Origin of the sequence: Hymenobacter lucidus, from assembly GCF_020447265.1 — a bacterium.
GTDB classification, from domain to species: Bacteria; Bacteroidota; Bacteroidia; order Cytophagales; family Hymenobacteraceae; genus Hymenobacter; species Hymenobacter lucidus.
The window spans coordinates 1,563,027-1,585,136 of the sequence record NZ_JAJADR010000001.1 but is presented as its reverse complement, the minus strand read 5'-3'; the positions used below and the strand labels follow the sequence as shown (position 1 = coordinate 1,585,136).

At 60.9% G+C, this 22,110-nt stretch carries 16 protein-coding genes; 11 read left to right on the top strand and 5 right to left on the bottom strand.

Translation table 11 applies throughout. From position 1 onward, the window contains the following. Window positions 1-133: 133 nt before the first annotated feature. Complete coding sequence (nagB, locus tag LGH74_RS06690; protein WP_226173609.1) at window positions 134-2,047, bottom strand: glucosamine-6-phosphate deaminase; 1,914 nt, start codon at window positions 2,045-2,047, stop codon at window positions 134-136. A gap of 389 nt (window positions 2,048-2,436) precedes the next feature. Here nagB and LGH74_RS06685 point away from each other — a divergent pair, with 389 nt between their 5' ends. The 5 genes from LGH74_RS06685 to LGH74_RS06665 all read left to right on the top strand — a co-directional run bounded on the left by LGH74_RS06685 (window position 2,437) and on the right by LGH74_RS06665 (window position 9,391). Next, complete coding sequence (locus tag LGH74_RS06685; protein WP_226173607.1) at window positions 2,437-5,583, top strand: SusC/RagA family TonB-linked outer membrane protein; 3,147 nt, start codon at window positions 2,437-2,439, stop codon at window positions 5,581-5,583. A 78-nt stretch (window positions 5,584-5,661) separates the two neighbouring features. Then, the gene (locus LGH74_RS06680; protein WP_226173605.1) at window positions 5,662-7,188 is read left to right on the top strand and encodes a SusD/RagB family nutrient-binding outer membrane lipoprotein; all 1,527 of its coding nucleotides are present in this window, start codon (window positions 5,662-5,664) and stop codon (window positions 7,186-7,188) included. Between the two features lie 54 nt (window positions 7,189-7,242). Continuing rightward, a complete protein-coding gene (locus tag LGH74_RS06675; protein WP_226173603.1) occupies window positions 7,243-8,526 on the top strand; it encodes a hypothetical protein in 1,284 nt (427 codons plus the stop codon). A 167-nt stretch (window positions 8,527-8,693) separates the two neighbouring features. Continuing rightward, window positions 8,694-8,927, top strand: coding sequence for a hypothetical protein (locus LGH74_RS06670; protein WP_226173596.1), 234 nt, complete (start codon window positions 8,694-8,696; stop codon window positions 8,925-8,927). Continuing rightward, window positions 8,888-9,391 carry a DUF2243 domain-containing protein gene (locus LGH74_RS06665; protein ID WP_226173594.1) on the top strand — a complete coding sequence of 168 codons (504 nt, stop codon included), beginning with the start codon at window positions 8,888-8,890 and terminating at the stop codon, window positions 9,389-9,391. The genes LGH74_RS06670 and LGH74_RS06665 overlap by 40 nt, the downstream gene beginning before the upstream one ends. Window positions 9,392-9,424: 33 nt before the next feature. On the opposite strand, the gene LGH74_RS06660 is transcribed toward LGH74_RS06665, so the two are convergent. The 3 genes from LGH74_RS06660 to LGH74_RS06650 form a co-directional block, all read right to left on the bottom strand. Continuing rightward, window positions 9,425-11,185, bottom strand: a complete 1,761-nt coding sequence (locus LGH74_RS06660; RefSeq protein WP_226173592.1) for a glycoside hydrolase family 10-like protein — start codon at window positions 11,183-11,185, stop codon at window positions 9,425-9,427. A 189-nt stretch (window positions 11,186-11,374) separates the two neighbouring features. Then, the gene (locus LGH74_RS06655; protein ID WP_226173590.1) at window positions 11,375-11,647 is read right to left on the bottom strand and encodes a hypothetical protein; all 273 of its coding nucleotides are present in this window, start codon (window positions 11,645-11,647) and stop codon (window positions 11,375-11,377) included. Between the two features lie 81 nt (window positions 11,648-11,728). Continuing rightward, window positions 11,729-12,037: a hypothetical protein gene (locus LGH74_RS06650; protein ID WP_226173580.1), complete on the bottom strand. Its 309-nt coding sequence runs from the start codon at window positions 12,035-12,037 to the stop codon at window positions 11,729-11,731. Between the two features lie 157 nt (window positions 12,038-12,194). Between LGH74_RS06650 and LGH74_RS06645 the strand changes: the two genes are divergently transcribed. The 4 genes from LGH74_RS06645 to LGH74_RS06630 all read left to right on the top strand — a co-directional run bounded on the left by LGH74_RS06645 (window position 12,195) and on the right by LGH74_RS06630 (window position 16,318). Beyond that, window positions 12,195-13,307, top strand: coding sequence for a hypothetical protein (locus LGH74_RS06645; RefSeq protein WP_226173578.1), 1,113 nt, complete (start codon window positions 12,195-12,197; stop codon window positions 13,305-13,307). Between the two features lie 45 nt (window positions 13,308-13,352). Continuing rightward, the gene (locus tag LGH74_RS06640; protein ID WP_226173577.1) at window positions 13,353-14,198 is read left to right on the top strand and encodes a rhomboid family intramembrane serine protease; all 846 of its coding nucleotides are present in this window, start codon (window positions 13,353-13,355) and stop codon (window positions 14,196-14,198) included. Between the two features lie 123 nt (window positions 14,199-14,321). Further along, window positions 14,322-15,245 carry a T9SS type A sorting domain-containing protein gene (locus LGH74_RS06635; RefSeq protein ID WP_226173575.1) on the top strand — a complete coding sequence of 308 codons (924 nt, stop codon included), beginning with the start codon at window positions 14,322-14,324 and terminating at the stop codon, window positions 15,243-15,245. After that, complete coding sequence (locus LGH74_RS06630) at window positions 15,242-16,318, top strand: esterase/lipase family protein (RefSeq protein ID WP_226173573.1); 1,077 nt, start codon at window positions 15,242-15,244, stop codon at window positions 16,316-16,318. Before LGH74_RS06635 ends, LGH74_RS06630 begins: the two co-directional genes overlap by 4 nt. A 936-nt stretch (window positions 16,319-17,254) precedes the next feature. On the opposite strand, the gene LGH74_RS06625 is transcribed toward LGH74_RS06630, so the two are convergent. Further along, entirely contained in the window at window positions 17,255-19,705 is a 2,451-nt protein-coding gene (locus LGH74_RS06625; RefSeq protein ID WP_226173571.1) for a glycoside hydrolase family 31 protein, read from the bottom strand. A gap of 198 nt (window positions 19,706-19,903) precedes the next feature. Here LGH74_RS06625 and LGH74_RS06620 point away from each other — a divergent pair, with 198 nt between their 5' ends. Next, complete coding sequence (locus LGH74_RS06620) at window positions 19,904-20,893, top strand: glycosyltransferase (RefSeq protein WP_226173569.1); 990 nt, start codon at window positions 19,904-19,906, stop codon at window positions 20,891-20,893. Between the two features lie 30 nt (window positions 20,894-20,923). After that, window positions 20,924-21,397 carry a YdeI/OmpD-associated family protein gene (locus LGH74_RS06615; protein WP_226173567.1) on the top strand — a complete coding sequence of 158 codons (474 nt, stop codon included), beginning with the start codon at window positions 20,924-20,926 and terminating at the stop codon, window positions 21,395-21,397. Window positions 21,398-22,110: the final 713 nt, after the last annotated feature.

Genomic DNA, 22,110 nt, shown 5'->3' with positions numbered 1-22,110 from the left:
TTAATTATATACCCAAAGCCCTTTACCACCGGCGCGGTAAAGGGCTTTTCAAATTGATACAGACTGTAGTAAGTCAGGTGACGAGGTCCTTCGGCACGGCACAGTCACTCGGCACAGCCGAGCGACTGAGGTGTTAAAACACCCAGCGCACAAACGCCTCGATGCCCTCATACTCCGGCAAACCCAGCTGGTCATAAATCCTGGCCGTGGTGCGGTTGCGGGCTTCGCTACGCTGCCAGAACTCGCGCTGGTCGGCGCCCGGGAACAGCGGCCGGTCTTTCTGCGACTGGTGCTTGAAGATGGCCCGGCGCTTACGCGTCAGCTCCTCGGGGCTCAGGGGCACGGCCATTTCAATCTGGTCGATGTCCCACTCCTGCCAGGCCCCGCGGTAGAGCCACACCCAGCAGTCGGCCAGCCAGTCGGTGTTGGTTTCCTTCAGGCGACGCACAGCCTCGAAAATGGCCGCTAAGCACACCCGGTGCGTGCCGTGCGGGTCGCTCAGGTCGCCGGCGGCATAAATCTGCTGGGGCCGGATCTGGTTGAGCAGCTCCATCGTGAGGCGAATGTCTTCCTCGCCGATGGGCTTTTTGCGCACTCGCCCGGTTTCGTAAAACGGCAAATCCATGAAGTGGGCGTTGTCGTCGGGGATGCCGGCGTAGCGGCAGGCAGCCTTGGCCTCGCCCCGCCGGATCAAGCCCTTGATCTGCTGCACCTCCGGCGAATCGACTTGGCCGGGCGCTTTGTTTTTGAGGAATTCGGCCACCCGCTGGTAGAGGTTTTCAGCCGGCTGCTCATCGAGCCGGAAAGCCTCGTCGTAGTCGGCCACGAACTCGGCAAAGCGCAGCGTTTCGTCATCAAACACGGCAATGTTGCCCGAGGTCTGATACGCCACGTGTACCTCGTGGCCCTGATCCACGAGGCGCAGCAGCGTGCCGCCCATGGATATTACGTCGTCGTCGGGGTGGGGCGAGAAGATGAGCACGCGCTTCGGGAACGGCTCGGCCCGCTCGGGGCGGTGGGTGTCGTCGGCGTCGGGCTTGCCGCCGGGCCAGCCCGTAATGGTGTGCTGGAGCTGGTTGAACACCCGAATATTGATACTGTAGGCCCGGCCCGACTCGGCTAGTAAATCCGAGAGGCCGTTTTCGTTGTAGTCTTCGTCGGTGAGCTTGAGTATGGGCTTTTCGAGGCGGCGCGCCAGCCACGTCACGGCCTTGCGCACCACTGCTTCATCCTGCCAGCGGCAAGGCACGCCGGCCAGCCAGGGTGTTTTGCGCTCGGTCAGCTCGGCCCCGGCGGCTTCGTCGAGCACCACGTCTACACGCGGGTGCTTCTGCAGATACGTAGCCGGCACTGAGTCGCTGGGCTCCCCTTCCACCATGCGCTTTATCACGGCGGCTTTGCCCTCGCCCCAGGCCAGCAGCACAATGTGGCGGGCTTCCAGAATAGTGCCCACGCCCATTGTCAGGGCCCGGCGCGGCACGTTTTCCTCCCCGTAGAAGTCACTGGCGGCGTCGGTGCGGGTGATGTGGTCGAGCGTTATCAGGCGAGTGCGCGACTGGGGCCCCGAGCCTGGCTCGTTGAAGCCGATGTGGCCGGTGCGCCCGATGCCCAGCAGCTGCAAGTCGATGCCGCCGGCTTCGCGGATCTGCTCCTCGTAGCGTCGGCAAAACTCGGCTACCTGCTCCTGGGGCAGCGTACCGTCGGGAATGTGCACGTTTTCGGGCCGGATATCGACGTGGTCGAACAGGTACTCGTGCATAAAGCGCACGTAGCTCTGTAGCGAGTCGGGCGGCATGGGATAATACTCGTCGAGGTTGAAGCTGACCACATTCTGAAAGCTGAGGCCTTCCTCGCGGTGCAGGCGCACCAGTTCCTCATACACTCGCGTCGGCGACGAGCCGGTGGCCAGCCCGAGCACGGCGGTGCGCCCCTCGGCTTGCCGAATCCGAATCAGCTCGGCCATGGTGCGGGCCACGGCTACGGAAGCTACTTCCGAATCGGGGTGGATGGCAACGGACAGGGCGGGCGGCGGGCTGGCAGGAGTCATGAGGGACTGGGTGAGAGTGACTGGGAGTGGCAAAAAAAGGTAGTGGGTAACTATTACGGGGTAGCTGTAAATAGCCAGGAACTTGGCTCCGTCCTACTGCCGCTGAAAATACTCAAAATATCCTATATAGTTTTCAGTGGACAATATTCTTCCTTTCTTCGACTTAGCGAAGGAATTTTATCGATAAAAAGGATAACTTCTGCCGTATTAGCACCTGATTTCAACTTTCAGCCCCGAATTTCTCCATGGAAATCGTTCTGCTCTGTTGTTCGTCTTTGGTTTCCTAACTGGCTTTTCTCCTACCGGAGCCCGACCGACTAAACCCGGTGGGCTCCGGTTTTGCTTTTTCCGCTTCCCTGTTCCTTTTCTCACCTTCTTTCCTCTCTCACATGACCAAACTTTTATGGCTTCTGCTCGCGCTGGGAGTGCTGCTTGCCCCCGGCAGCTATGCCCAAACCGGCCCGCCGCGCACCGTTTCGGGCGTGGTAGCCGATACCAAAGGTAGCCCGCTGCCCGGCGTAACGGTGCTCGTGAAGGGCACCAGCAACGGGGCCAGCACCGGCGCCGACGGCCGTTACTCGGTGCAGGCCGCGCCCGGTAGCACGCTCACCTTCAGCTTTATCGGCTTCACTACCCAGGAGCGCGCTGTGGGCGCCGACGGTTCTATTGACATCAGCCTGGCCGAAAACACAACCAGCTTGAATGACGTGGTGGTAACGGCTTACGGCATCAAGCAGGAACGCCGCCAGATCAACTACGCGGCCCAGGAAGTGAAGGCCAAAGACATCATCGAGTCGCGGCAAACCAACATCGTGAATGCCTTGCAGGGCAAGGTGGCCGGCGTGCAGATTACCAGCGCCGGCGGTGCCCCCGGCGAAGGTTCGGCCATCGTGATTCGGGGTGGCAACTCGCTCGACGGCGACAACCAACCCTTGTTCGTTATCGACGGCATCATCATGGACAACTCCTCTTTCGTGGAATCTACCTCGCCCGGGGGCGGCTCGGCTTTTAATGGGCAGCTGGGCCGTAGCTCGGTAAGCCAGAACCGCGCCGGCGACCTGAACCCCGAGGATATTGCCTCGATGACGGTGCTGAAGGGTCCGGCCGCCGCCGCGCTCTACGGCCTGCGCGCCGCCAACGGGGCCGTGATTATCACGACCAAGAAAGGCACCGCCGGCCGCACCAACATCAACTACCGCACGCAGTTTTCGGTGGATGAGGTAAACCGCCTGCCCAAGCTCCAGGACCAGTATAAGCAGGGCGCCAACGGCGTATTCGACGCTACCACCCGCGGCTCGTGGGGGCCACGCTTTGCCGAGGGCGAAGCCGTGTACGATAACCTGGGCAACCTCTTCGGTAAGGGCACCGCCTGGCAGCACTACCTCACCATGTCGGGCGGCGGCGACAAAGCCACATTCCTGGTATCGGCCTCGCGGCTCGACCAGAAGGGCGTAGTGCCCAATACCTTGTATGATAAGTCGACGGTGCGGGCCTCAGGCACGGTGCAGTTTTCGCCCAAGTTCAGCGGTTCGGCCTCGGCCCAGTATCTGAACAGCGGCGGCCAGTCGCCGTTTCAGGGCGGCGGCTTGTTTGGTACCGGTCTGAATCCCAGCGGCTTCTTTACCAGCCTGCTCAACTGGCCCCGCAACGACGACGCCCGCAACTACCTCAATCCCGACGGTACCCGCCGCCGCTTGCTGGGCGCGGCCACCTCGGCCGGTGACCCTGACAACCCTTACTTCACCATTTACCGCAACCCCCAGACCACGCGCACCAACCGCATGATCGGCAACGCGCAGGTCACGTTTGAGGCCTTCAAATGGGCCTCGGTGAGCTACAACATCGGCACCGACTTCTACGCCCAGAAAGACCGCTCAGTGCGGGCCGTGGGCACGTCGCAGCCCAGCAACCAGGACGGCGGCATTTCGGAAACCACCATTTTCAACCGCCTGCTGACCTCCAACTTCCTGGTCAGCCTCAACCACAAGTTCTCGGACAACATCGGCACCTCGCTCGTTCTGGGTAACACCGTGGAAATGAGCCGCAACGAAGCCACCGACAACATCGGCCTGATTTTCCAGAACCCGGACTTTGTCAGCATCAACAACACGGTAAACCGCAACACGCTGGTAACCAACCGTGACCGGCGCCTTATCGGCAACTTTGCCCGCCTGAACCTGGATTTGTTTCAGCAGGTGACACTGGAGCTGAACGGCCGCGTGGATATGTCGTCGACGCTGCCCCGGCCCAATAAGAACAAGAACTACGGCAAGGCTTTCGGCTACGGCTCGGCGGCCGTGGGCTGGGAATTTACCCGCACCCTGGGTATGGATCAGAACCCGATTCTGAACTACGGCAAGGTGCGCGGCTCGGTGGCCGTGGTGGGCAAAGACACGGGTCCCTACCGCGTCGATTCGCCCCTGGCCCAGAGCACTTACATCGGCGGCGGCTTCCGCAACGGCTTCTTCGGCTCCAACCGCCTGCTCAAGCCCGAGCAAACCCGCTCGGTGGAAGCTGGCCTCGACCTGCAGTTTCTGCAGAACCGCCTGACCCTAGACGCGGCCGTGTACTACCAGGAAACCCGCGACCAGCTCATTGCGCCCCGCGTGAGCCAGGCCACGGCTTTCATTTTCCAGTATATCAACGGCGGCAAGGTCGAAAACAAGGGCTTCGAGCTGTCCCTGACCGGTACGCCCCTCAAGTCGTCGAAGGGCCTGACCTGGGACGTTATTGCCAACTTCACCCTGAACCGCAACCGCGCCATCGAGCTGCCCAGCTTCCTGACCGAAGTGTACCAGTCCGACGCCTTCGTAATTGATTGGGCCCGGGGCGGGGCGTTTCCCGGCAAGCCCATTTCCTCCATCAGCGCCGTGGATTTCAAGCGCGCCCCCGACGGGCAGGTGCTCATCGACGCCTCCGGCTACCCCATCGTGAATACCGGCGTGTTTGAGTACGCCGGCAACCGCGCCCCCGACTACACGGTGCAGCTCACCAACTCCTTCGGCTACAAAGGCTTGAATCTGAGCTTTCTGCTCGACTTCCGCCAGGGCGGCGACGTGGTGAACGGCAACGACTGGTTTGCTACCAAAACCGGCATCAGTGAGCGGACCCTGGACCGCTACAAGCAGGTCGTTTTCGACGGGGTGCTGGCCAATGCCGCCGCCAACGGTCCGCTGCTGAACTCCGACGGCGGCTACGTGCGCAACACCAAGCCCGCCGAGCTGACCCAGGGCTACTACCAGAACGTGCTGACCGGTACGGCGGCCTCGTTCGTGGAAGACGCCTCCTGGAGCCGCCTGCGCTACGTGACCTTGAGCTACGCGCTGCCCGCTTCGCTGCTGGGCAAATCGTTTGTGCGCGGCGTGGAACTGAGCGTAACGGGCCGCAACCTGGTGCTGCTGACCAACTACTCCGGCGTAGACCCCGAAACGGCCGCGGCCGGCGCGGGCGTGCGGGGCGGCGGCTCCTCGGGCTTCGACTACGGCAGCGTGCCTGCCACGCGCGGCGTGGACATGGGCCTGCGGGTAAATTTCTAAACGGTGAAGCCGGGAAATGGTGACGTTGTGCCTTTAAAGCGGGGCCATTTCCAGCAGCCTAACAAGCAGACAATCAAGATGAAAAAATATATCCTTTTCCTGGGTTTGGCCCTGAGTGGTGCGGTGCTGCCCTCGTGCGAGTCGTTTCTCGACGTGAATACCGACCCCAACAACCCGATTACCTCGTCGCCGAACTTCCTGCTGCCCGGCATTATTTCCAACGGCATTCAGCAGCAGATGTTTACGTCCATTACCACGGCGTATATCACCCAGTATGCGGTGCGCAAAACGCCGGGCAACCTTACCGACCAGTTTGTGCTTACCAACGGCAACAGCACCAACACCTTCAACTACGCCTACTTCTACTCGGGCGGCAACGTGCCCACGATGATTGCCGCCGCCGAGCAGGAAAAGTCGCCGTACTACGTGGGGGCAGGCAAGATTATCCTGGCCATGGACCTGGCCCACGCCACCGATATGCTGGGCGACCTGCCCTACTCCGAAGCTTTTAAGGGCGCCGAAAACTACACACCCAAGTACGACCCACAAGAGCAGATTTATGCCACCGTGCAGACGTTGCTCGACGAGGGTATTGCGCTGATGAAGACGCCCGCCACCGACAACTTCCGGCCTCTATATGTGAGCGTACCCAGCCCCAGCGGCGACATTCTCTACCGCGGCGACACCGACAAGTGGATTCGTTTTGCCAATGCCCTCAAGGCCCGGCAGCTCAACCACCTCACCAAGAAAGCCAGTTACGACCCGGCCCAGGTGCTGCAGCTGGTCAGTGCCAGCTTCCGCAACTCGGCCGACGACGCCCAGATTCAGTTTCAGGTAGCCGTGGCGCCGCTGGCGGGTACTACCAACATCTACGGCGTTACGCGGTCCAACTTCGGCACCTCCACCTTTTCCAACAACATCATTAAGTACCTGAACGGCACGGTAGTGGGAGCCGCTTTTCCGGGCGTAGCCGACCCGCGCCTGCCCATCATGATTGCCAACAGCAGCAGCGGCACCGACCCCGGCGTACTCACTACGTCTCCCAACCTGATTAATGGCGTGGCCGACTTCTACAACGGCTGGTATGCCCGCGACCTAGGCATTTTCGAGGTCATTACCTTTCACGAGCTGAAGTTCATTGAAGCCGAAGCTGCCTTCAAGGCCGGCGACAAAACCCGGGCCCTGACGGCTTACCGGGCTGGTATCCGGGCGCACATGGCCAAAATCGGGGTGGGCGGCACATTTGCCAACCCGGCCGTGACGTTTCCTACCATCACCACAGCCCAGATTGACGCCTACCTCGCCAGCGCGGCCGTAGCCCAGACCGAGGCCCAGCTGACCATCAAGAACATTATGGAGCAGAAGTACATTGCCATGTTCCTGAACCCGGAGTCGTGGTCGGATCTGCGGCGCTACGACTTCGACCCTACCATTTACCCCAACCTGAAATACCCCGTGGGTGCCCCCAACGGCTTGGGCGGCAAGTGGCCGCGGCGGATGCTGCCGGGCGCTACCGAGGTGATGTACAACCCGCAGGCCGTGGCCGCCCTCGGTGCCAGTGCCCCCGACTACATCACCCGGCCGCTGTGGTGGGACATGCCTTAGGGCCACCCCTGTTGTGCGTTTTGTCCCAGTATTTCACTCCCTGACTTTCTCCTTATGTTCTATACTTTTCTCCGCCGCACGCTGCTGCTGGCACTGCTCGGGCCGGCGCTGGCTGCCTGCGACACCGAGTTGGAAAAACCTTACCAGGAAGTAGGCGGCCAGATTCCAACTTTCCTGGCTAACAGCCTGAACACGACCACCAAGTATGCCACCGGCGAAATCGTGAGCTTTGAGCTGCGCTTTGCCCAGCAAACCGCGCCCATCCGCGAAATCCGGATTCTGCAGAAAATAGAGCCGGGCCGCGACTCGACTTTGGTGCAGACCATACCCTACCGCGCCGCTTATTCGCGCATCAACCGGGCCGATACGCTGCTAGTAAACTACGTGGTGCCGGCCGGCGTGAACAAGGCCAACGTGCGCGTAGATGCCGTGGTAGTGGCCGACAACGGCCAGAGCAAGGTGCGCAGCTTCAGCTTCCGCCTGGCTGAACCCACTCCAACCATCACCATAGATGCGCCGACCAACGTAACCGCTCCGTCCGACGCGGCCCGCGCGCCCGGCGACGTGGTGCGCTTTCCGGTGCGCCTGAACGTGGGCGGCATCAACACGGCCGCGGCCATTACCACCGCCGGCACGCTCTACAAGGACATCGACAGCCTGATAACCTACGTGAAGGTGGGCACCCAGGCCGAGCGGCGCGTGGCCCGACAGCGGGTGCCAGTGGGCACCGGTGCGCAAACGGGTGGCACCGTAGGACTAAATGTGGACGTGACGCTCCCTGCCGGCAGCAGCGGGCAGCCGCTGGTGTACCGCTTCGAGGTGAAGTCGCGCTTCCAGGATAAGCCCACGCTGCCCGCCCCGGCCGGGGCGCCCAGCATCCGGAGCAGCAGTGCCACGGCGGCCGCTATTACGCCTACCACGCCTACTGCTTTGGCCGCCGTGCGCAGCGCCACGCTCGTCTTCAGCGGCACCGCTGGCGGCGACCAGGCCGCCTACGACCTGACAAATTTTACTACAGTGCCCGCCGGCGACCTGCCCGCTTCAAAAGATGTAAGCATTAGCAGCATTGCTACCAACGCCGTGCAGCTCAAGCCGCTGAATGCCACCAAATTTGTGCGCTCCACGGCGGCGGTGTACGCGGCGGCCACGCTCAACAGCATCCGGCAGGCTTACCAGACGGCCACCAGCGCCCAGGTAGTGCAGCTCGACAATGTGGTGGTAGGCGACGTGGTCATTGCCCGCCTGCGCAACGCCGATCAGTACGTCATCTTCACCGTCACCGGCATCAGCCGCACCGCTGCCAGCGTCACGCTCACGCTGGATATTAAGGCACTGTAGCGGCGGCGCTTACTTAGGTTGTAAAAAAGCTCCGGCCAGTTGGCCGGAGCTTTTTTTGTGCTGTCGATGGTACTGCCGAGGTAGGCTGCCAACGGAACTGAGCAGTAGCAACCTGGCCTGCAATGGCCTCGTTACGGCTGAAACCAACTATCCTGACTGCCCCCGCTATGCTCAAGCTCCTTGCCACGCTGGCCTTGCTGCTGGCAGCCACCACGGCCCAGGCCTGCGCGGTGTGCCGGCCCAGGGTCGAGGCCGCCATCCATGCCCCGGACTATACAGATACCCTGCTGCTGTTGCTGCTGCCGGTGGCGCTGCTGGTGGGTGGGGTGCTGTTGCTATTTTTCTCGCCTACGCTGTTCTCATGGAAGCCAACTCCTCCCCGCTCCACCGTGGCCCCTTGATTGCGGCCGGCATCCTGCTGGGGGCCGGGCTGGGCGGCTTCGTCGACGGCATCGTGCTGCACCAGATTTTGCAGTGGCACAATATGCTTTCCGGTAAGCTTCCGCCCAACAACCTCATTGATGCCAAGGTAAATATGTACTGGGACGGAGTATTTCATGCTGCCGTGTGGGTGATGACGGCCCTGGGGCTGCGCCTGCTATGGGCCGTGGGCCACCGCCGGGATGTGCCGTGGTCAGGCCGCACCTTTTTCGGCTCCCTGCTCATCGGCTGGGGGTTATTCAACGTCATTGAAGGCATCATCGACCACGAAATACTGGGCCTGCACCACGTTTACGAGTATACTATCCGCCACCTGCCGGCCGATCTGGCTTTTCTCGGGTTTGGCTTGCTGCTGCTATTGGCCGGCTGGGCGCTGGTGCGGGCCGGGCGCACCGATACTACGCCCGCTGCTGCTTCGCACTAGGCCGTTTTCATTGCTACAAGAAGGCTGAAAAGCTTACTTCTTGCCAAACAGTCGGGCGAAGAAGCCGCGCTTTTTGGTCTTGGTTTTCACCTTCGTCACGGCGGCCGTTTCGGGCTGCACTACGGCGGGCCGGGTTGGCGGCAATGGCCTGGTAGCCGCCACTGGCGGCGCGGCAGCTACCGGAGCCGCAGACACCGGGGCCTGGGCCACGATAACCTCGGCGGCTTTGCCCTGGGTGCTTACCCGCACGGGGGTGCTTTCGTTGTGCAGCCGGTCGACGGCGGTAATGTAGTAGGCGTAGTCGGTGCCGGGGGCGGCGCTGGTATCCACTAGTACCGACGAAGCGTTGGGGCGGCTCTGCACCAGAGCCAGAATATTGCGCGGGTCGTCGGGCGTGGGCTCCTGGCCTTTGGTGAAGCGGTAGACCACAAAGTAGCGGGCCACGTCGCCATCGGCTGCGGCGGGGCCGGGCTGCCAGGTGAGGGTAATGGCCGGCGCGGCGCGGGTCAGCACCAGGTTCTGGGCTGGGCGGGGCGGCACGGCGTCGAGCCAGGGCATGGTGGGCACCAGGGCCGGGTAGCGGAACAGGTTCTGGCGGAGCGAGTCGCGGGTGTGCAGCGGGTTCGACATCAGGGAGCGGGCACTGAAAAACACGCTGCCGCTGACGTCGGTGGGGTACGAGCGGTTGAGGCGCACCTGCCGGGGTAGCTCGCGGGGGTTGCGCCAGGTGGTGTCAGAGCGGGTGTTTTCCAGCATCCGGTAGGCGCCCTGCCCAATGTAGAGGTGACGGCCGAAGTGGTTACGCGTCCACCATTCAAGCAAGGTAGCGTAGGGCACTAGCTTAAAATTGGTGCTCCAGTAGAGCTGGGGCACGATGTAGTCGATCCAGCCTTCCTGCAGCCACAGGCGCGAGTCGGCGTAGAGGTTGGCGTAGCTGGGCTGCCCGGCGCGGGTGTCGGAGCCGTCGGGGTGGGCGCTCTTGTTCATCCAAACGCCGAAGGGCGAAATGCCGAACTTCACCCAGCGCTTGGTATCCTGAATCGTGTCGTGGAGGCCCTCAATGAGCTTGTTCACGTTTTGGCGGCGCCAGTCGGCCAGGCTCAGCTTGTCGGCATTATAGAGCTGAAAAGCCGCGTCATCCTGGATTTTCAGGCCGGGCTCGGGATAGGGGTAGAAGTAGTCGTCGAAATGCACCCCGTCGATGTCGTAGCGCCGCACCACGTCCAGGATAACCCGGGTGATGTAGCTGCGCACCTCGGGCAGACCGGGGTTGAAGAGCAGCTTGCCGCCGAAGCGCAAAAACCACTCGGGGTGCTGCTTAAACGGATGGTTGGGGGCCAGGCGGCGCGTCACGGAGTCCATACTGGCCCGGTAGGGGTTAAACCAGGCGTGAAACTCCATGCCCCGGGCGTGGGCCTCGTCAATCAGAAACGGGAGCGGGTCGTAGGCCGGGCCAGGGGCTTTGCCCTGCTGCCCGGTGAGCCACTTGCTCCAGGGCTCCAGCTCGCTCTGGTAAAAGGCGTCGGCGGCGGGCCGCACCTGCACAAACACCGCATTGATGCCGTTGCGCTGCTGCACGTCCAGAATGCGGCGGTACTCGCGGCGCTGCTGCTCGGGCGTGAGCGTGCGGCTGCTGGGCCAGTCGATGTTTTCCACCGTTGCAATCCAGACGCCGCGCAGCTCCCGCTTCGGCGGTCCATCCTGAGCCAGAACCGCCCGGGTGAAGCTGAACAGGAATAGCAGCGAAAAAATCCAAAAACCAAGAGGGCGGGCAGCCGGGAACAATCGAAACATCAGCACAGAAACGGAGAAAACGTCCGCAAATTACGCACTGGCCCGCCGGGTTTTGCGGAAGCTCGCCCAAAATCAGCCCTTACTGCTGGATGAAGGCTGGCTAAAAATGCAAAAATGCTGCCCTGGCTTTCTATATAGCCCAGGCAGCATTTTCACAGAACTTAATCGACTACACAGCTGAAGCGGCCCCTAATTGTGGTTTTGGCGGGTGTCGGATTCGTCTTTGTTGCCGCCTTCCATGCCGTTAGTCTGACTGGCGTCGCCGTAGTCGCCCCGGATACCGTCGCCGTTGCCCATGTTGCTCTGGGTGCTGGTAGTGTTGTTCTGGGCGTCGTCGGCTTTCTGAGCGGCGGCCTGCGCTTCATTTTTGGAAGTGCCGTCCTGGCCGTGGCTGGTGGTGCTTACGCGCTGAGCACCGCTGTCTTCAGAAGAGGTGCCGGCATTATTGGGTTGGTTTGCCATGAGGGTGGTTGGTGGTTGATTAGTAGTTGATTGTTAATTTTTCTGGCTGTTAGTTGATTAGGCAGAACAACCTATGAGCAGCTACAGCTGCGGTACTTGCCCGGTTTCACCGCCCGATACGCCGGTGCCGCTGGAAATGGTGCTGCCGCCCACGTCGCCGTCGGCCGCGTTGCCGGGCTGGTCGTAGTTGGGGCCGGTACTCACGCGCCGGCCTTTTATTGCGTGGCCGCCGGCGGTGCCGCCGCTGCCGGAGTTGTCGTCGCCGTTGTTGCCCCGCAGCGCGTCGGTGCCGGGGGCCTGCCGGCCTTCGGGCTGGCGCTGCTCCGACTGGGAAGTGGTGGCCTGCTGAATGTTGCGGCCGTCAGTGGGAATTTCCTCAGGATCTTGCATAAGAATCAGGTGCTGGGTTAGGAAGCCGCAGCCGGCCGGCTACGTGCTGCTATGCTATACGCCGGGCGGGTGGGCTGGTTTAATAATTCCCAGTGGTTTTGCCCGCGGTTTTCCCCAACTTACGGATTGATACTGGCCTTATTGTTCTGCTTTCTTCATGTCTGCCCCCGTTTCTTCCAACGCTGATTTTCTGCTTTCCAAATCGGAGGCCGAGCTGCTCTACCTGGTTCAAAACCCGACGTACTACCACTCCGAGCTAGTAAACGCGGCCCGCAAGGAGCTACACCGGCGGGGCGTGACTATTTCCTACCCCGTAGCCGCCAACCCAGCCCAGCTCCCGCTGGTTGATACCGCCTACGACGAGGAAGCACCCACCCGGCACTGGCTGGCCCCGGCCATCGGGGTGGGCCTCGTGGTAGTGGCCGCCGGCTTTTTTCTGTGGCCTTCGGGAGCCAAAAAGCCTGCCCAGGCAGTAGCACCAGCCAAACCCGCCGAGCTGGTATCGGTGGCCACCCACCAGATGCCCTCCTTCGATTCACTGACCACGGCCCAGCTGAAGAAGATGCCGGCCACGCTGCCTGCCGCCGAGCGGGCCGACACCGCTGCCCAGCGCAAGTTTCTGCTGCTGGCCCGCCGTTTCTGGGAGGCTGAAAACCCCTCGAACTACCTGTTCGACCAGGTCGTAGCCGACCAGCTCGACGCCACCTTTCCCGGCCAGGCCGATATGACGCTCGATAAGTGGCACCGCCTGACCAGCGTACTAGTGTACGACCACCGCCTACGGCCTACCATGTCGCGGCAGCTCCAGCAAATGTCGCGCGTGGCCATTACTCGCATCAACACCCTGGAGGCGCAGCGGGATGCCTACAAGGTAGGTGCGGCGGTGCTGACGGAGTATTCGATGCTCATGAACGACTCCATTTTGTACATGCGCCAGGGGTTGCTGGGCGTGCCAGTGGGGCAGCGCATTAAGCCCGGCACCGTTACCAAGGCCCGCCAGCCCAAAGCAGCCCCGGCCGTAGCTCAGCAGCTGCAGCTGCCCCCCACCCGCCCGGGCCACAATCCGCTCTACGTGCTGGATGGCGAGTTGCTGGCCAGCGACCCGCAAACCGGCGACGCGCCGGAAAAAGTAGCCCGCCTCCACCCCGATTCCATTGCCCGCGTGCTGGTAGTGAATGGCAAAGCCGCCGTTGCTGCCTTCGGTCCCCGGGCGCATTCGGGCGCGGTGGTCGTAACGACCAAGCGCGCCGCGGCGGCTTCCCGGGAATAAGGCCGGCAACAAACTTTTCCGGCGCTGCCGGCTTTTACTCCGACCATGGCAACCGGCCCTACCCTACCTGAGTTATTTGCCCAAAAGACGGACGCCGAGCTGCTCTATCTGGCCCAGAATGCCCGCCGCTACCCACCCGCGCTGGGCGAGGCTGCCGTGCGCGAGCTACAGCAGCGTGGCTTGGTGCCCACGGCCGAGCAGCTAACCCCGGCCGCTGCCCCGCCCCCGGTAGCCGTACCGGCCGAGCAGCCCTGGTACCGCGTGGCCGCCGATGCGCTGGGGCAGCTTTTCCGACCTTCCGCCACCTACTTCGTAACGCCCCTACTGCTGGCGCTCAACGTGCTGGTGTTTGGCCTCATGGTACAGGCCGGGGCCGACGTATTTCAGCCCCAAGCGGCTATGCTGGTGGCCTGGGGTTCCAACTTTTCGCCGCTCACACTGCACGGCCAGCCCTGGCGCCTGCTCACTAGCTGCTTTTTGCACGGCGGGCTAGCACATTTGCTGCTCAATTCCCTGGCCCTGCTGTTTCTGGGGCGGCTCACCGAGTCGCTAATCGGGCCGGGCCGGCTGCTGCTGGTTTATCTACTCAGCGGCGTGGGGGGCAGTTTGCTGAGCTTGTGGTGGCACGCGCCGGGCGTTAATTCAGTGGGAGCTTCCGGGGCCATTTTCGGGCTCTACGGACTGCTGCTGGCCCTGGCCGTGACGGGAGCCGTGCCTTTGAGCCGGCAGCAGCGCTTCGGCTTGTTCTGGCTTATTCTGCTGCTCGTGCCCAGTCAGCTGCAGGCAGGCCTGCAAGGCACGGGCTCTACAGATAATGCTGCGCACATCGGCGGGCTGTTGGCGGGCAGCTTTCTGGGGCTGCTCTACGCGGTGTTTCAGCGCAGAGCCTAACCCCACCGATAGGATCGCATAAAGATGTGATTGGACTAAGCACCTTTCACCTTGTACCTTTGGAGCGCTGGCAACCCTATTGCCAGCTTAGGCATCTCTGATAAAAACCTTACCTCCACAGCTATGAAAAAAACACTTGTACGCCTCTGCCTCACGGCCCTGACCACCGCCGTGTCCTTGTCGGCCACCGCTCAGACGTTGCCCAACGGCACGCTCGAAACCTGGCAAACCCGCGGTACCGCCCTGGCCCCCACTAGCTGGTTTACCTTCGACGATGTGCTGGCCAATTCGGGCTTTCCGTTTCCGGTGAGCACTACCAGCCAGACCATCGACAAGCATGGCGGTACGTATGCGGCCCTGCTAGAAAACAAATCCAACCCAATATTTGGCTTCACGTTTCCCGGCATTCTGGGCCTCGGCGCCGGTGCTACCATCGATTCGGAGTTTCCGGGCGGCATTCCCTTTACCGGCCGGCCGGCCAATATGCAATTCTACTATAAGCTTACCGGGGCCGCCGCCGCTACTGAAATGGCCGGGGCCCAGATAATTCTGACGAAGTGGAACGGCACCGAGACTACCGTAATAGCCGCCGGCGCCGATGAGTTGGCTCCCGCCAGCACGTATACGCTGCGCACAATTCCACTGCAGTACGCCTCATCTGCCACCCCCGATTCCATCCGCATTGTATTTATTTCCAGCACCAACGACGCGCCGACCGTCGGCACCAGTCTCTATATCGATGATGTGGTACTAAGCGGCACGGCTACTCCTACCCTCGATGCGGCCCGCAATGCGGCCGTTACGGTGTACCCCAACCCCAGCGCTGATGGCCTGTTTATGCTCTCCACTTCCCGGGAAGCTAACTGGGTGCGCGCCGCCTACACCGTGGCCGATATGACGGGCCGCATCATCGTGCGCCAGCCGGCCGCGCCGGCCAACGCAAGTGGCTTGCGCACCGTAGATTTGCGGGGCCAGCGGGCCGGCGTCTACACCCTGCGCCTCGACACGCCCGACGGCCCGGTAATTCACAAACTCTTGATTCCGTGACCGATCCTACCACTCCCACCGGGGATTCTGCTGACCGCCCTTCGCGCTGGCGCCGCTTTTCGGCCGCCGCGCGAAGGGCGGCTTCGCTTCCGGTGCAGGGCTTCGATTATCTGTACCAGGCCGGCCAGGCCTACCGGCACTTTACCCTGCCCATTCTCAACGGGGCCATCGGCGACCAGCTGGCTGAGCGCCACGACTACCGGGCTATCCAGCTAAGTTTCCGCCAGCTCGGGGCCGATGTGGCCGTGGCCGACCTGCCCCTGACCGCTCCGCCCCTGACTACGGTGGTCTTTCTGCACGGGCTGATGGGCGACGAGATGATCTGGCAGGCGGGCTCGCCCGATACGCCGCGCTACGGCCCGCTCCTGCAGCGTGAGGCCGGGGTACGCTGCCTCTACGTGCGCTACAACAGCGGCCTGCACATTTCTCAAAATGGCCAGCTACTGTCCCAACTACTTACCGAGCTGGTAGAAACCCATGCGGAAGCCGTGGGCGAGCTGGTGTTGGTGGGCCACTCCATGGGCGGCCTCGTAATTCGCAGCGCCGGCTACTACGGCACGCACGGCCCGGCAACGCCCGCCAGCTGGTTGAGCCGGCTCCGGTCGGTGTTTTTGCTGGGCGTGCCCAACGATGGGTCGTTTCTAGAGCAGAACAGCCACCTCACGTCCGTAATGCTGCGCAAAATCAACGTGGCCCCGACGCGCTTCCTAAGCCGGGCCATGGACCAGCGTAGCAACGGCATCAAGGACCTACGCCACGCCCTGCTTGTGGACCAGGACTGGCAGGACCCGCACGCCGATGACGTACTGATGCCGCCTCGCACGGTGGTGCCGCCTCTACCCGGTGTGCAATACCATGTGCTGGTGGGCTCACTGCTCAAAACGGCCGGTTCGGCGCTCCATCACTATTTCGGCGACGGGCTGGTAGGAGCCGGCAGCGCCGTTGGCCGCATTTTCGGCGACCCAGCCCTGCCACCTGACTCCCAGGTGCATACCCGCGTATTCGCGCAGCAAAGCCACGCGGGGCTGCTTTCCAACCCGGAAGTATACCAATACCTGCGCGACCATCTATAATCAGCAGGTTATTGGCGGGCTACTGCGCAGGCCACAAAAAAAGAACCCGGCTAAAATAGCCGGGTTCTTTTTTTAAATAACGATAATGATAAAATAATAAACAGAACAGATAATCATCAACATAAAATAAAAATACTGCTAACCCCTTTAGCTTAAATAACGCATTGTCATAAAATAATTTACCTGTTAATAAAAATTCATTATGAAATAACTATCAAACCAAAACAACCCCTTGTAATATTCCCTTTTGCGATTCTGATGATACAAACATAGAGTAGTCAGCGGCGGCTTAAAAATACATTACACCAATCCTCCCTTTCGAAGTACCAACAGCCCTAAACATCTTGTTTGGGCTTATAATCAATAAAATGGCACAGGCTTCTGCTATAGCTATTCACAGCAGACACTTAGCACAGCACCACTGGTCACCAACATAATTTATATGACCAATGAATTACTGCAACTGATAGCAACCAGCCGCAACAATCATCGTCTGCCATAAATTACAGACAGCTACTAACACAAAAAACTACTTGACACAGCAAAGGAAAAAGCCGACCCGATTTTTACGCCGGGCCGGCTTTTTCATAATCTAGAGGATCGAATAAAATAACTATCTAATCAGATAATAATAAGTACCCTTTTACCCCTTATCCCGTTTTTCACCTGATCAACTACCGGGTTGCGCGTCTGCTGCTGGCTAATGTATGGAGTGCTCTGACGCGAAAGCTGAGACGCAAACGCCTTTGGTTGCCGGGCTGCTGTTGGGATGACACAAACGTACCTCAACCCGTCAGTTGGCTGAAATTTGTTACACCAACACCCATTTTGCCGGGACCAACACCTGCATTTCTTGCAGCTGCCCCTACAACGAGCACAAAAAAAGCCCCTCTGCCGGGCGGCAAAGGGGCTTCGGGCAAAACTGCAGCCGTAACCTTAGCTGGCTTTTTCAACGTTGGCGGCAATAGCCACCGTGGTAAATGAACTGGGCACCACCAGCTCGGGCAGCGTCAGGCCAGTATCGGTGGTAGCCTCAGCCAAGGTGCCGCCCCCCCCATCGACGGTGGCCTGGCCCGGGCCGAAGCTCAGCCCGTGGAGCACGATGCGGTAGGTGGTGAAGGACGGCTGGTAGTCGCCTTCGATGGCCTGGGTGAGCGTGAGGCTGGTGGGCGTGCCGGCCACGGTGAAGCGGCGCGTGGTGCTCTGGCCCTGCTGGTAGCCGTAGCCTTCGCCACCGTCGTCGTACACCACGCTGCTTTCGGTGCCATTCTTATAATAGACGTGCAGCGTCAGCTCTTCCACAGTTTTCTCGCCTACGTATTGCATCAGCGGGTACATCGGAATAACGGCGCCGGCTTTCACGAACAGCGGAATCCGGTCGAGCGGGGCGCTGGCCCACACTTCGGCCCCGCCGGCCTTGGCTTCGTCGGTCCAGTAGTAGAACCAGTCGCCGCGGGGCAAATACATCCAGCGGCCGTCGGCGCCGGCCTGGGTAATGGGGCACACCAGCAGATGGTCGCCGAGGCTGAACTCGGCCATGCGCAGGTAGGTTTCCGTGTCGTTTTGGTCGAGGAAGGTGAGGGGGCGCAGCACCGGCGTGCCCTGCTCCACATACTGCCAGAAGGTGGTGTACATGTAGGGCAGCAGGCGGTAGCGTAGCTCGATGAAGCCGCGGGCCAGGTCGAGGTACTGCTCGCCGAAGCTCCAGGGCTCCTGGTCGCCATGGTCGCCGGAGCTGTGGGTGCGGAAAAACGGGTGAAAGGCAGCCAGCGCCACCCAGCGCACGTACAGCTCGCCGTCGGGCGTATCAATAAAGCCGCCCACATCGGAGCCGATAAAGCTAAAGCCCGAGATGCTCAGGCGCTGGCACTGAATGTTGGCCAGCCACAGGTGCTCCCAGCTGGCAATGTTGTCGCCGGTCCAGGCCGAGGAGTAGCGCTGCCCGCCGGCGTAGGTGCTGCGGGTGATGGTAAAGGGCCGGTTGGGGTAGCTGAACTGCTTCACGCCGGCCGCCGTGGCCCGGGCCATCTGCATACCGTAGATGTTGTGGGCCTTTTTGTGGGAGGCTGAGTGCCCGTCGTAGCTGAAGCGCACGTCGTCGGGAAAAGTACCCTTCTCGAACACGGCCGGCTCGTTCATGTCGTTCCACACGCCCCGCACGCCGTCTTCCGCAATCAGCCCTTTGAACAGGCCGGCCCACCAGTCGCGCACGTCGGGGCGGGTGAAGTCGGGAAAATTGCACAGACCGGGCCACACTGAGCCTTTCATCAGGGGGCCGTCGGCGCGGCGGCAGAAGTAGTCGTTGGCCAGCGCCTCGGTGTACACGCTGTACTGCGGGTCAATCTTGATGCCGGGGTCAATGATGACGATGGTTTTGAAGCCATCCTCGGCCAGCTCCCGCACCATCTTTTTGGGGTCGGGGAAGTGGGTGGGGCTCCAGGTAAAGCACCGGTAGCCATCCATGTAGTCGATATCCAGATACAGCGCGTCGCAGGGGATTTTCCGGTCACGGAACCCCTTGGCAATGTCACGGAAGTTGCTTTCGGGGAAATAGCTCCACTTGCACTGGTGGTAGCCCAAAGCCCACATCGGCGGCATTTCGGGCGGGCAGGTGAGGCGGGTATATTCCTGGGTTACTTCCAGCAGGCTGGGGCCGTAGATGAAGTAGTAGTTCATCTCGCCGCCCATGGCCCAGAAGCTGGTCACGTCGGCCCGCTCGGCAGCAAAGTCGAACGAGGCTTTAAAGGTGTTATCGAAGAAGATGCCGTGGGCCGTTTTCTGCTGCAACTCCAGGTAAAACGGGATATTCTTGTAGAGCGGGTCGCTGCCTTTGGTGTAGCCGTAGGTGTCGGTGCCCCAGTTGGTGAAGCGCTTGCCGCGCAGGTTCATGTTGTCGGGCTTGTCGCCGAGGCCGTAGTAGTGCACGCCGCTCTGCACCTGCTTGCTCATCTTGACGATGTCGTTGCCGGTTTCGTAGTCGTATTCCCAGTGGAAGCCCTTTTCGTCGCTGCTGAGCACGTTGCCCGAGCGGTCGAGCACCCGCACGCGCAGGTTTTCCTTGGCCAGGGTGCAAATCAGGCGGTCGGTGGTGATGCGGTAGTGGTCGGGCTTCTCGCGAAACTCCAGAAACTCAACGGCCGGCCGGGGCTGGTCGGCGGGCACGGCATAGCTGAAATCGGCGGCAAAGCCCACCTCGGTAGCGTAACGGAAACGCAGTATCTTGTCGGTAATGACCTGCACGCTCAGCTGCACACCATTGTCGCAGGTCAGCAGGAAATCATTGCCCTGCTGCACGCAGGAAAGCACCTGGCCGGGGAAGAATTCCTGCTTCCCACGGGCGGCCAGGTCATTGACCATGTAGTTGTTTTCCTGAATCGTATCGGCCATCGGGTGTGTATTCGAGGAGAAGAAATAGCGCAAAAAAAATCCGGCCCGGCCGGAAGCAATGCAATTTAAGCCTGCAAGGTAAAAACGATTCCCGCGAATTTTGCCTAACATTAGCTTCCCAAGGCCTGAAACCCCAACAGGACCGTATCCGGGCCCTTTTTCTTTCGCTTCTCTTTTCGCCGTTACGCATTGATTCTTATGGAAAGTCATCCTCTCAAGGTATTACTGCTGGGCTGGGATGACTCGGCCCAGGGTGCCGAACCTACCGCCGCGCCGGCCCTGGATGTCTCCCGCCGCTTAGCCGCTTTTACCCCCGTTTCCGTCATCGTGCCCCGCCTGCCCGAAGCCTCCGCGCTAACGGCCACCGACCAGATTCTGAGCCTCAACACGCTGAGCAACGAGCAGCTAGCAGCCGCCACGGCCCGCCCCGCAGGGCTGCCCGGCACGTGGCAGGCCCCAGCCGCTCCCTATACCGGCTCCGGCACGCACGAGGCCGATAACCAAACGATAGTAGCGGAATATCCCGTAGCTGCCACCAGCAGCCCGACCGCTACGCCGAGCATAGCCTCCCCGACTACTGCTCAGGAGCCCCAGACGCTACTCAACTCGGACGAATTTGCCGTGGCCACCGCCGAAATGGGGACCGATGAGGCCGAAGCGCTGAGCCAGCCCCAGAACGACCTGACGCTGGACTCTGGGGTTTTGGAGAATACTTCTCCGGCCGCGCCGGCACCTATGTCGGCCAAGGATGCGGCCGGGCAAGCTTCTTTTATTCAGGCCCTGCAGGCGCTGGACGGAGTGGAAGGCGGCGACTTGAACTTTCGGGTGATTCAATACGCCCGGTTTGCTACGCCGATGGCCGTGAGCCAGCCCTTTGGGGTGATATATGCCGCTGCCTGGCCCGCCTGGCTGGCTGCCCTCGAAATCAGGCAGATGACGGGCTGCCCGTTGGTGCTGCACGTGCAGTCGTTGGCCGCCGACCGCGACTCGCCCGCCGACCGGGGCTGGATCCTGGAGCTGGAACGCTTAACTTTGCGCCGGGCCGAGCTGATTCTGGCCAACACGGAGGCGCTGGCCCAGCGCCTGACTTCCTTTTATTCTCTTCCTGCGGCCCGCATTCGGGTGGTTGCTGCCACCGACACCGCCGCCATCAACGAGGCCCTGACCAGCGTAGCTTCCCGCTCCTAGCCGGTCTGCGGCCCGCTTTTTTCTTTTTTCATGTCCGATTCCTTTGAACAGCGCTTTACCGGTACCCTCGAACTCGACGACACCGATGGCGGCGTGCAGCTGCTGATTCCCTTCGAGCCTACCGAGGCTTTTCACCAGAAGCCGCCGTTTCATGTGCGCGGCACCCTCGACGGCTTCCCATTCCGCCTCACCCTGGTGCAGAACAAGGATGGGGAATACATGCTGCCCGTGGGCAAGCAGATTCGCCGGGCCATCGACAAAACCTGGGGCCTGCCGGTCGACGTCATCATCCAACTCGATACTGAGGAAGCCTCCTTCGAGCTGCCCCAGGACCTGGAGCGGGCGTTGTCGCAGTCAGGTTTCCGCCCCAAGTTCGACCAGCTGCCCTACCCCTACCGCCGCGAGTATGTGCAGTGGATAGAGCGGGCCAAGAAGCCCGAAACCCGGATGCGCCGCATTAAGGAATCCATTGAGCTGATCAGCGCGGGTAAAAAGCTCGACTAACTATTAAGGTAGCCGATATGACTCTCGTTCATTCTTCGGAAGCCCAACTGAAAACAGCTGGGGGCGGCGGCTGTTTCCGTACTTCACCGCTGGATGTGCCCTTTGTGTTTGGTATCAAAGGCTAGGTGCGTGTGCACAGCACAATGGATAGCTAAGCGTTTCAGTTGAACCTAGCCCGGATGGATAGCCATTACCTGCTGCTGGTGCACAAGGCTACCCGGGAGGCCATCGGCAAGTAGCCCGGCGACTTGGTCTAGCGTAACGCTCAGCCAAGATACAACCGAGTGGACCGTACAAGTGTGCGAGGAGCTGGCCGAAGTCATGACTGCGGTGAGTGGCGCTCACGCCACGTTAGGCATGTTGGCCTACACCTACGGCAGGAATACGCATGCTGGCTTACGGAAGCAAAAGATTCGAAACCAGCATCCACCAGCTGAAAAAGTGACAAATACTGCTAGCCGTACAATCCAAGCTTTAAACAAAAGCTATAAAAACGGCCGGCCTTCCATTTCCTCATAGCATATTTTAGTTAATATAAAAACAAAGCAGTTGTAATTACCAGGTTATTTAATACATAGATTGCGCCTACTATAGCCTATCTGAGTAATAGGTATAACCGCTCTACTACTTACACTCCTCTTGCAGCTGTCTGTTTCGAAAACGAGACGGATAATCCTATTTCAGTTTTGAAAAAAATTGTCATTTATCGCCTG